The organism is Lactonifactor longoviformis, assembly GCF_042848515.1.
GTDB lineage: Bacteria > Bacillota > Clostridia > Lachnospirales > Lachnospiraceae > Lactonifactor > Lactonifactor longoviformis.
On the sequence record NZ_AP031453.1, the window covers coordinates 1,810,709 to 1,823,287 of the forward strand.

Sequence of the window (12,579 nt, forward strand, 5' to 3'; positions counted from 1 at the left end):
GCAGGAGATGTTACATAATATAAGTGCAGATGCCAGCTTGATAAGATACAGGATTTATTGCAGAAGTATAGAGCATACTAAGATAGCTGTGGGCCTCAGTGCAATAATTTTTATTTTCATACTTTTACTGTCAATGATTATATCCAAAACTGCAACTTTGGACTATGTGGACAACAAAACTGCACAAGAGGACAACACTATAGGAGATGAAATTCACGATCCGGAAATCCCCGCATTGTCCGTCTGCGGATATGCAGGACTTGGAATGCCCGGCCTACTGTCCACTGAAAAACCTGGAGGGGTAACTGAACCAGCCTCTTATTTGGAGACAGATAAGAATAACTTTATTAGTAAATCAGAAACAATTACAGAAGAGAGTATCTCTGTCTCTATATCCGAAATATCTGCGGGTACACCGGCATTTCCAGATTTATCAGGTTCGGAGGCTGAAACTGAAAATTCAGAGATTCTGCCTGCTGATACGAATGAGTCCAATACAAAGACGGATCCTTCAAGTTCCTTTATCTTCGATACGAGTATTCGAGATGGTATTTCTGTATATGATACCAAATATTCATTTCAGATTTCTTATCCCAAAGGCATCGTGGTTACAGAATGTAAGGTTTACGTAAACGGAAGAGAGACAGGTGTGTGCGAAGATTCTATGTGGACAGTTGATCTTCTGCCTAACCAGTCAAATGATATATTGATAAAGGTGAGTTATAAATCCTCGGACGGAGAGATACTATCTGTAAGTAAAACCTACAATGTTCCCACAATTATCTCTCCTATGGAGCTGGTGACAAATCTGGCAGAACCGGAGGACGGGCTTTATACCAGAGAAAAGTATGAATTCTATGCATACGGTGTAAGAAATGACAGAGAATACACAGTAGAAGTATATCTCAGGGACAAACTTTTGGCGACTGAAGCAGATGGGAAGACCTACATAGCTAAGATGACGGATGGTGATAATGTAATCAAAATTCGTATGCTCTGGGACGGCAAAGTGATTGAGGAGAGGGAAGTTTTGATTTTGTGTTGGATTATGCCGGAAGCCGAGGCTGTATTCTATTCTCCTATGGGAGAAGGAACGGTAACGGATCCCGAATATGTTTTCACTTATATCGTGAGGAATGTGGATACATTTGAACCTGTTCCATCTGTAGTGTATCTAAACAACGAACTACTATCATGCAGCGAGGACGGAAGTTATCACGTACTTCTGAAACCAGGGGATAATGTGATAAGAATTAATTGGTACAGCAGTGACGGGGAATCTTTTTCAGAGGCAAAGGGAGTTACCTATATTCCTGAGTAGGATATAGAGGTGAGTGGTTTACAATGTTATGATTGCGAAAATAATGTTTTTATGATATATTTTATATGAACAAGGATAATACTGATATGGTCTGATGGCAGTTAGTTTAGCTGTAATCAGCAAAAGGGAATCCGGTGAAATTCCGGAACAGTCACCACTACTGTAATGCGGACAAGAGGGCCAATACCACTGGAAGAATTCCGGGAAGGGGTCTTTGAGGAGGAAGCGGAGTCAGGATACCTGCCATATTCAGGAAGAGAGCAATAGTTCCGGGTGAAGGAAGTATGCTTTTTTTCGTGCACAAAATCAGAGAGAATAAAGGGTTCTTCTGCTTACAAGGCGGAAGGCCCTTTTCTAGTTTGGCGAAAAAAAGAACCGGGAAATATGTGGGAGGTGGTTGACAAAAAGAAAGAAATCAAAAAGAAAGAAATGCCAGATTAAATAAAACAAGGAGGGAAGTCAAAATGAAAAAAATGAGAAGAGTTTTGGGGATGTTGACTGCTGTTATACTATGTATCACCTCCATCCCTGTACCGGCAGCTGCAGACAGCAGCGTGCCAATTGGAGAAGTTTATGTAAGTATTGAGGACACAGTGCCTACACCGGCAGGAGAAACCTATCCGGATCCCAGAGGTGTTATGGCAGAAGGATGGGTAGACCTCTATCAGACAGACAGCACTATGGATGTGATTGTAAGATTGGCCGAGGCCAACGGTATGGAAGTAGTGGGGGCAGAGAGCAATTACATATCATCCATAGGGGGTCTGGCCGCTTTTGACCGGGGAAGCGGAAGCGGCTGGATGGGAACCATCAACGACTGGTTTACTAATGCCGGGTTTGGAGACTTTACAGTGGAAAGCGGAGGACTGGGGGACGGGGATACCGTATCTATCCTTTATACACTGAATTACGGCGAGGACGTTGGAAGTTCCTGGAGCAATAACAATAAAACACTGAGCGCGTTAGAATGCAGTGAGGGAGAACTGGAACCGGCATTTTCGGGGGACGTGAAAGAGTATACTCTTACGGTCCCTGAGGGAACGAAAAGTGTTACAGTGACTCCTACGGCTGTCAATAAGAATTTTCAGGTTAGATCCAGTGTAGATGGGACAGAGTACAAAAGAACTCAGGATATACCGGTAGAAAATGGAACAGTGATAACTGTCAAATGCGGAGATCCTGCCTGGCCGTCTATGAATAACCAGGCCGGAGGAGACGGGGCTCAAACCCCGGCAGAGGTGTATAGCATCACAGTACAGACCGGGGAAGTGAATCATCCGCCTAAGCTTCAAGAGGGAGTAGCCCCCAAAGCAGAAGCTAATCTGGATCTGGGACAGGCCTATACTGCGGAGCTTTCTACTATTTTTACTGACGAGGATCAGGATGAATTAAACTATAAAGTGAGTATAAACGGCAATGCCCCCGTGGAAGCAGAGGCATCTTATAGTTATCAGCCTGACAAGGCAGGAACTTCCACTCTGACTTTTACAGCTAATGACGGTTCTGTTGATTCTTCCCAGACCTATACGGTGACGCTTCATATAAAGGATAAGTCAGTCACAGATGCGGATCTGTTAGAGCAGATTGAATCCAAATTATATAACCTACGTCCTACGTATGGAACGGACAGTAATATGGTTACAATGATGGAAGAGAAGATAAAATCTATGAATATAGAAGGAACAGAAAATGTTCAGGTATCCATTTTATCTTCTTCAGATTCTCATGTTGCGGCAGATGGTGCGATTACCTATTATAATTTTGATGACTATGCAAACGCCGGATTTTCTTCTGTTTATCAGGTAAATGTGGATGTTGTCTATCACCTGGTCTTAAATGACACAGAAAAGGATATTACTAACAGAGCTTTGATCGGCTGGGATGGACAGGCTGTTAAAGATAAGCTTGAACAGGAAGAACTGCCTAAAGTAACAGAGGATTCTATAAAGGGCGAAAACGTTAATCTGCAGGAAGTGACATCCGATCTTGATTTGCCCCAGATACTGGGAGGTAGTTACCGAAACAGTCTGACACAGATCACCTGGACTTCCTCTAATCCAGAAATTATTGAGATTGTAAAGAATGGATACGACTGGGATTATAATAATTATACAGGGAAAGTTATCATTCCGTCTTCGGATACCCAGGTGACGCTGACCGCTGCGTTTACATTTACGAAGACCAACAGTACCTATGAAGAGGATATCATCCTGACGAAAAAATTTCAGGTTGCTGTAAAGAAAACCGGAGGGGATGAGGAAGAACAGCGGGCGCAGATGCAGCAAAAGCTGGATACATCTTATACAGCAGAACAGTTAAAAGATTTTATTACGAAAGAACCTTTGGACTGTGACGCTGTCACCGGGGATATGAAGCTGCCGGTTCCAAGCCAAATCGGTTTTGACAGTAATAAAGAAATAAAAGTAACCAGCAGCAATACCGATGTAATGACCATCAACGGATACCGCACATATGTCTATCAGCCGCTGCCGGGCAGTCCTGCCTCAGAGGTAAATCTGGTGATTACTTATACGAAAGATGGAATTAGTGTCTATAAGGAAATTCCACTGAAAATACAGCCCTTATCCCAGGAAGATATAGACAGTGAAATCACTCTTATGGAAAAGGCAAAAGCATCCTACTTTGAAGGAATTAATGACGGGAGGAATCTTTCCAAAGATAAGGTAACTGAGAGCCTTCATGGATTCCGTGAGGTTAGCTGGAACGAGGATCAAACAGCATTGCAGTGGTCCTATCATATTAACGATGATACGGGGAAGGGCATTCAGCCGGTGGACATTAATCCGGATGATCAGATGGGAACCAGTGGCTACCGGACCTTTAAGTCCAGCAATACATCAGTGATCACCCATGAGAATCTACTGGTGACAAGACCGGAAAATAACACTTCCGTAACAATTTCCTCTGTTTTATCCAGCATAAAATATGAAAAATATGCGGAGAAGTATCCGGAATCTGAAGATCTGCAGAAGTTATACAGACAGCCAGTATCTGTTGATGTAACCGTAAAAGGGACAAAAATGACTCCAGCCTCTGTAAGCGATGGCAGTGCAAAGAGAATCAGCAGCACAGAAGCCGAGATAAGCTTTACCTCTGATACGGAAGGAACCTATTATTATCAGGTAACCGAGGAAGGCAGCCCGGCGCCGGAGATTGATACCAGCGGCGATGGGACGGCAGCGGTGGAAGGGGTAAATTCTTTTACTGTGAAAGAACTCGCAGAAGGGGCGGCAGAGCTGTTTCTGACTGTGAAAAATGAGGCTGGAATCAGTGAAGTACTTAAAGTAAGAATTCCTGATTATGTTGATTTGACCGCAAAATTAATCAAAGATCCCAAACTGAGTACAGGAATCTTCTGGACTCCTCTGTTTGAGAGACGTATGAACGACAATAAGGGGGCAAGATTTGCGTATGTTCATCTGCCTTTAGGTACGGATACATTTGAATTTACTTTCCGGGTATCGGAGGAAGATGTGGAGGTCTATGACAGCGAAGGAAATAAAATGGTTCCGGACAGTGAAGGAATCTATAAGATGAGCATAGATGTGACCTCAGCAGCTGACGGCGATATTTACCTTCCTCAATGGCTTATGGGCTTAGGCGGACAGTCGGTAAACTTTCAGATGAAAGCAGGGGATCAGACCGCCAGCTACAGACTGAATGTTGTTAGGAAAAATCTTCGCACAGATCTGGAAGTGGTAGACTATTTCTGCATAGGCTCTCAGTATACGAATATGGGCAATTATGGTTTATTCCCGGAGCGTTCGCTGATGGGAGGGGCCAGCTGGAATACCCCTATCTCTCTGGGAGGATTCGGGGGATATATAACATATAAATTCGCAAATCCTGTGAAAAACGATCCGGCCAATCCCTACGGAATAGATTTTATTGTCTACGGCAACTCCAATGGGGGAGGAGGCTTTTCAGAGCCGGGTAATGTGATGGTTTCGGAGGATGGAGAAAACTGGTACATGCTGGCCGGATCGGATTATTTTGACGACAATACAGTATGGAATTATCAGCTCACATACAGCAAAGGTGAATCTAACGGTAAAAACAATAAAATCGATTGGACGGATATGTACGGAAATACAGGGACAATGGGTTTGGGAATGCATCCTCCCAAAAATGAATATTATCCTAACGCGGAATTTGACGCTGACAAGCCTGTAACAGTTACGGGCGCACTTCTGAAAAGCGATGCCAAAGACGATTATGGCACAGCGGCTGCAGCATTTCCTGATTTCGGATACGCGGATGTACATACGAACTCTAAATCCGTTGGAGGAACAGGTGAAAACGTTACGGTTACGGGAGAGGCAGGAAATCCCTACGGCACAGACCGGGAAGGTTACGGCGATGGCTTTGATTTGGACTGGGCTGTAGATGGAGAAGGAAATCCAGTTCATCTGGACCGTATCCGGTACGTCAAAATTCAGACGGCATCTCATGTGGACGGAGGTGCAATCGGTGAAAAATCTACAGAGGTTAATTCAATAGTCACCGCTGCACAAGAAGACAAAGAAGTAGGAAAGACGAATGCACCTGCTAGTATTACGGTAAACGGAGAGACCTTAGCAATGCAGGAGGGAGTGGACACCTATAAGGTAAAAGCAGACGATGGGAAAGTAACCGTCGCTGTGGATGCTCCGGACGCTGCCAATGTCTACATCAATAATCAGAGGGGAAAAAGCAGAACTTTTGAAACCATGCCCCGGGAAGGAATTATTCGGGTAATTGTGCAGGAAGAGGAGAAAGAACCGGTTATCTATTATATTAATTCTCTGAAACCAGAAGAGCTTGTAAGTGAAGTAGCCTTGAATCATACAAACCTTTCCTTAGGAAAGGGAGGAAGTGTCCGGCTGAAAGCAGTAATAACTCCGGATACAGCTTTGGATAAAAAGGTAAGCTGGAGTTCTTCTAACCCTGCGGTAGCTTCCGTAGATCAAACTGGTATGGTTACTTCCGGCAAAGAGGGAACTGCTGCGATTTCGGTTACTTCCAATGACGGTGGAAAAACGGCAGAGTGTAAAGTGACAGTTAACTTTGGCGGAACCTGGAAAAAGGACGGAAAAGGCTGGTGGTATGGGTATAATGACGGTTCATGGCTCTCCAACTGCCGGATGAAGATAGGAAAAGGATATTATGCCTTTGATGCGGCGGGATATATGAAGACCGGATGGGTATCTCTGGGTGGAAGATGGTCTTACCATACGGCAGAGGGTTCTGCGCTTATCGGCTGGCAGAAAATTGACGGCAAGTGGTATTATCTGAAGAATGACAGCCTGATGTCTGCCGGATGGCTGAAGCAGGGAAATACCTGGTACTACCTGAATGGAAGCGGCCAGATGCAGACTGGCTGGTATAAGGTGGGAAGTACTTGGTATTACAGCAATGGAAGCGGAGCCATGCTGACCGGCTGGCAGAAAATAGGAGGAACCTGGTACTATCTGAGAGAGAGCGGGGCAATGGCCACTGGCTGGATCCAGCTGTCGGGTAAATGGTACTATCTGAACGGAAGCGGAGCGATGCAGACTGGCTGGTATAAGGTTGGAAGTACCTGGTATTACAGCAATGGAAGCGGAGCGATGCTAACCGGCTGGCAGAAAATAGGGGGAACCTGGTACTATCTGAGAGAGAGCGGGGCAATGGCCATCGGCTGGCTCCAACTGTCCGGTAAGTGGTATTATCTTCAGAAAAGCGGGAAAATGGCTTCTGATTCGTGGGTAGGCAGGTACTATGTAAACAAGTCAGGAGTATGGACGAAGACAAGATAGACAGACAGCTAACATGAAAAAGAGAGGGCGACCTCTCTTTTTCTTAAATAGATATACGGATAAAAACAAAAAAAGTCATACAAAAAATATATGTGTAAATAATCTAAGACATTTTAGCCGGCCTTATGGTAGAATTATAGAAAAAGGGTTTCGCAAAGGATTTTACCATAAAGAGAAAGGACATCCTGTACCATTTGAGCCCAATGAAGACATATGGTATTGCCGGATTCCCCAAAAGTGGCTGGCAGAAGGTGATACTATCTGAAAATAGATGGAAAGGAAAATGTTTTGCTTTTGGGCAGAAACAAGTATTTAAGGACATGAAGGTGAAAGAAAAAAAGGGCACAATAACAGCATTTATTATATATGTGATAACAGTACTACTTTTGTTTTATATCACTAATTTTAGGCTCGGAGGAGCTGTTGAAACCGGTCTGGTGTGGATTGCAGCCATACCTCCTGTATATGGCTTCTTCTATACAAAAGAAAAAAGAGCGCAGGAAAAGCTTACGGCAGAAGGAGCGGAGATACCAGAACTTAAAATATTTTCCATTATTAGCGCTATAGTGATTATGTTATGGACGGTGAGCTGGGCGAGGAATATGATTACAAATCCTCATGATATGAAAGGATACTTTGCCATACCGTTTGTATGTTCTGTTGGTATATATGCAGCAGGGAAAAAGTATCTGCGTTTCTTCATGGCTGTTAAGCTCTCATTTCTGGTAAGCTTGTGTTATGCGGGAATTATACTTACGGCAGGGATTTATTTGATACTCACAGACGTATCTACAGTAGAAGAAACAAAGTCGGATCTTCAGAATCAGGGCTATTATAAAGTAATATATACAGGAGCAATGGGAGCGGGCAATCTGGAGAAAATAGGGATATATCCCAGTACTTCCTCTGAAGAGAAGGATGCGTGCAAATATTATCTGTTTACGGGGGAGAAGGAGGGCGGGACGTATGGGCTTGTAACTGATATATGGGATGGAACCATGGAAGCACAGTTAGATTTAAGCCTGGGATGTTCCCCGGAACAAGCTCTGGCTTTTTATGAGGCTTATCCATTTCAGAAATATTAAAAGAGAATAAAATTTAAAAAAGAAGTACAATGAAATGTGGAATGTTTTTAACCAATATGGTATAATTAGGCAGTAAAGTAAAAAGAATAAACGGTATGGTCTGTGCTCAGCAATGAGTCAGTTTACAGGGAATCCGGTGAGAATCCGGAACAGCCTTTCTCTACTGTGTGAGGGACGAAAGCAGCGTAAAACCACTGGAACTATCCGGGAAGGTGCTGCTGGTAGGAAGAACTCAAGTCAGGATATCTGGCATACTGCGTGAAAAAAGCATCTGTTAGTAAAGACAGAGCTTTTCTTTTTATGCATAAAAGAAAAGGAGGACGAGAAAAAGAATGAAGAATCAAAGACATGGAAGACGTTTTTGCGCCTGGATATTAGTAGTTATGCTTTTATTCGGCAGCTTTCCGGCCAACATATCTGCTGAGGCGTGGGATTCCAAAGGAGATGCGCCCAAAGAGATGGATATTCGGTTTTGGGAAGATGAATCCCCGGACATAGGATTCTATTTGAATGCTGCAGCCCGGTATATTCTTGAGACAGTGCCGGAACCCACGTTTGGAACTTCCGGAGGAGAATGGTCTGTTATGGATCTGCTGAGAGGGATGTACACAGGAAGCGATTATATGAATTACATACCAGAGGGGTATTTCGATCAGTATATTGAGAAAGTGGAGACATATACTGTTGATTGTGAAGGAATCCTGCATGATAAAAAAAGTACGGAATACAGTCGTGTATTTCTTTCCTTGACTGCACTTGGCTATAACGTGTCCAATGTGGCCGGGTATGATTTTATCGATAAGCTTTCCCAGTCTTATAAGTATGCGGTTTGGCAGGGACTAAACGGTCCCGTGTGGGAGCTCATTGCTCTGAATACCGGGGACTATTCTTTATATGATTCTCCTTCAGAGGGTACACCTGAAGATTATAATACCAAGGGGAAGATGATTGATGAAATACTGAGACAGGAAATCACCACCAATGCAGGAGTAAAGGGGGGCTGGGCGCTGAGTGGCAAGACTCCGGATCCCGATATGACAGGTATGTCGTTACAGGCTTTAGCTCCATATTATCTGGACAGCGGGTTATATGAACAGACAGGGGCAGGGACTGATTATGAGGAATTCTGCACTGCAGTAGAGCGAGGGATTGCTGCGATGGCAGATATGCAGCTTGCACATGGCGGTTTTGCCTCCTGGGGGACTGTAAACTCAGAATCTGCCGTACAGATCATTGTGGCCCTTACGGCTCTGGATATAAACCCCCTGGAGGACAATCTGTATCTGGAGAGGATTGGCAGAACGGTAAGCTTTGTGAAAGAGGGCGGAGTACATGACGGAGTGTACACAGATAATATGATAGATTATCTTCTGACATTTTGGGCTTACGGCAGTGGAACTTCACCGGAAGTGGGGGGATTTAAACATGTAACAGAGGGGTATGACGGCGGAGGCGGCTCCGGAACGGCAGTGAACGGAATGGCAACAGATCAGGCATTGTATGGATTGATTGCGTATGACCGTTATCTAAAAGGAGAACTGCCCCTTTACGATATGCGGGATATGTGCAGTGGTGAATATCAGTGGATGGAGCCGCAGCAATATGAGATTACCTATGACGGAAATGGTGAAAGTGATACAGAACAGGATTGGGCATCTCCCTATGCAGCTCTTACACTGCCCGCCGGCAAAGATGCATCTGGAAAAGCGTTTGCAAGTTGGAATACAAGTCCGGATGGAGACGGTACATCTTATAAGGCAGGAGAAGTGTTATCCATGCCTGAACATAATATAACGCTTTATGCGCAGTATGCGGAAAGCTATACCATTGATCTGCAAACCAACGGGGGAAGCCTGGTGGGATATGATGTACCGGAATCTTATACCTCTGGTGACAGCGATATCCTGCTTCCTGACAGCAGTCAGATCATCCGCAAAGGATATATATTTGACGGCTGGTTTGACAACGAGAATCTGGCGGGACAGAAAGTAACGCAGATTACCACCGGAAGTACAGGGAATAAAAAATATTATGCCAAGTGGAATCTGGATGAAACTCCGGTTGCCCGATTATCAGATACAGTTCGCGGGTGGGTAATAGAAGAACTTACCCTGGAAGATAAAGAGACAGTAAGTGCTGCCAGAACATTATATAACTCCATGATTCAGGAACAGCAGAATCGTGTAGATAATACAATCCTTCAGAAGCTGGTAAGCGCGGAAGAAAAGATAAAAAGGCTGGAAGAGGAACTCACATTAGACACAGTCAAAAAAGAGGCAAAACAATCATTAAGCAGTTACAAAGATCCAGAAGATTATCGTACTGCCCAGCAGAAGGAGCTAAAAGAGGCCATAGAGGCAGGGGAAGCTGCTATAGATGCGGCTGAGGACGCATTGGGGGTTGATACAGCTCTTAAAAATGCTATGAAGGCGATAGACCAGATAGAGACAGCTCAGCAGATGAATGACAGGGAGTTGGCTGAGGCTAAGTCCAGTGCCAAAACTCAGCTGGAAAATTATAAAAATCCGGATGACTACAGATCTGCTCAGAGAGAAGAACTAAATGAGATTCTGGAAAATGGAAAGCAGATGATAGAAAATGCGGATACGATATCTGATGTAAAAACAATTACTGATGCTGTCAAGGACAAAATGGATGCTGTGAAAACGAATGCCCAGCTGTCAAAAGAAGAGTTAGATGCCGCGAAGGATGAGGCAAAGAATGAACTGAGAAGCTATAAAAAGTCTGAAGATTACAGGGAAGAACAGAAAAAGGAACTGAGCAAGGCTATCTCTAATGGAGAAAATGCCATTGATTTGGCAGAGAGCAAGACAGAGGTTGCAAGCGTTCTAGAGATTGCGAAACAAAATATAGATGCAATCAAAACAGATAAACAGTTAACCCAGGAAGAACTGATTGCTGCAAAAGAAAAAGCCAGGGAGGAATTATCTTCTTATAAAAATCCGTCCGACTACAGGGAGGCCCAGAGAGAAGAATTGGCAAAAGCAATTGAGGCGGGAAACCAGGCTATTGATAAAGCATCGGAGATAACCGGTGTGCATGCTGCTGTAAAAGCTGCCAAAGAAGTAATAGATGCCATTAAGACGGATGAGCAAATGAGTCAGGAAGAAACTATACAAAAGATTGTTCTGGATCGGACGAGTGTTGTTCTGAATAAGAAGGGGTCTGTGACATTAAAGGCTGAGATTTTTCCTGAGACTGTATTCAACAAAAATGTGGTTTGGAGTTCCTCTAATCCCAAAGTGGCAGCTGTAGATAAAAATGGAAAGGTCACAGCAGGAGAAGAAGGTACGGCTAACATTACGGTAACAGCAGAAAACGGTAATATAACGGCTGTGTGCAAAGTGACAGTTACTTATCAAGGAGCCTGGAAACAAAACAGCAGAGGCTGGTGGTACTGTTACAGTGACGGAACCTGGCCCGCGGACTGCCGCATTAAAATAGGCACATATTATTATGCCTTTGATGCAGACGGCTACATGAAAACCGGGTGGGCATATATCGGAGGAAGATGGTCCTATCACAGGACAGACGGAGGAGCGCTCACAGGCTGGCAGAAAATAGGGAATACGTGGTACTATCTGAATACAAACAGTATAATGGCAACCGGGTGGCTGAAGCAGGGGAATACCTGGTATTACCTGAACGGAAGCGGAGCGATGCAGACGGGCTGGTATAAATCAGAGAACACCTGGTACTACAGCAGCAGCAGCGGAGCAATGCAGACCGGTTGGCAGAAGATCGGAGGAACGTGGTATTACCTGAAGAGCAGCGGAGCCATGGCAACCGGGTGGCTGAAGCAGGGGAATACCTGGTATTACCTGAATGGAAGCGGAGCGATGCAGACCGGCTGGTATAAGGTGGGAAGCACCTGGTACTACAGCAGCAGCAGCGGAGCAATGCAGACCGGTTGGCAGAAGATCGGAGGAACGTGGTATTACCTGAAGAGCAGCGGAGCCATGGCCACAGGCTGGATGCAGCTGGGAGGCAAGTGGTACTATCTGTACAGCAATGGAGCTATGGCATCTAATACATGGGTAGGTAAATACTATGTAAATGGATCCGGTGTATGGACGCAATCGAAATAAAAATGAATAAAAACAGCATGTTCTGCCCCCTTATAAGGGGGCAGTTCGCAGGGAATCCGGTGAGAATCCGGAGCAGTCTTTCTCTACTGTATAAGGGACGAAAGCAGCATAAATCCACTGGGGAAACCTGGGAAGGAGCTGCCGGTAGGAGGAACTTAAGTCAGGATATCTGACATGCTGCAGAAATAAAAGGGTCATAAGCAAAGGTGACACTTTTATTTCTGTACCATAGTCTTTATCATAAAAAATTTAACAAGGAGGGCAAT

At 44.4% G+C, this 12,579-nt stretch carries 4 protein-coding genes and 3 riboswitches; all 4 genes read left to right on the plus strand.

The genetic code is table 11. The features are described from left to right. Positions 1-7: 7 nt before the first annotated feature. The 4 genes from ACGHCT_RS08380 (at position 8) to ACGHCT_RS08395 (ending at position 12,313) form a co-directional block, all read left to right on the plus strand. Positions 8-1,321: a hypothetical protein gene (locus ACGHCT_RS08380; RefSeq protein WP_390439442.1), complete on the plus strand. Its 1,314-nt coding sequence runs from the start codon at positions 8-10 to the stop codon at positions 1,319-1,321. Between the two features lie 70 nt (positions 1,322-1,391). Next, a riboswitch (cobalamin riboswitch) is annotated at positions 1,392-1,584 on the plus strand. Between the two features lie 201 nt (positions 1,585-1,785). Then, the gene (locus ACGHCT_RS08385) at positions 1,786-7,119 is read left to right on the plus strand and encodes an Ig-like domain-containing protein (RefSeq protein WP_072848129.1); all 5,334 of its coding nucleotides are present in this window, start codon (positions 1,786-1,788) and stop codon (positions 7,117-7,119) included. Positions 7,120-7,445: 326 nt separating this feature from the next. Then, on the plus strand, positions 7,446-8,204 hold the full coding sequence (locus ACGHCT_RS08390; RefSeq protein WP_139249455.1) for a hypothetical protein: 759 nt from the start codon (positions 7,446-7,448) through the stop codon (positions 8,202-8,204). A gap of 79 nt (positions 8,205-8,283) precedes the next feature. Next, positions 8,284-8,473: riboswitch (cobalamin riboswitch) on the plus strand. Between the two features lie 63 nt (positions 8,474-8,536). Beyond that, the gene (locus ACGHCT_RS08395) at positions 8,537-12,313 is read left to right on the plus strand and encodes an InlB B-repeat-containing protein (RefSeq protein WP_390439447.1); all 3,777 of its coding nucleotides are present in this window, start codon (positions 8,537-8,539) and stop codon (positions 12,311-12,313) included. A 1-nt stretch (position 12,314) separates the two neighbouring features. Next, positions 12,315-12,505, plus strand: a riboswitch (cobalamin riboswitch). Positions 12,506-12,579 lie beyond the last annotated feature (74 nt).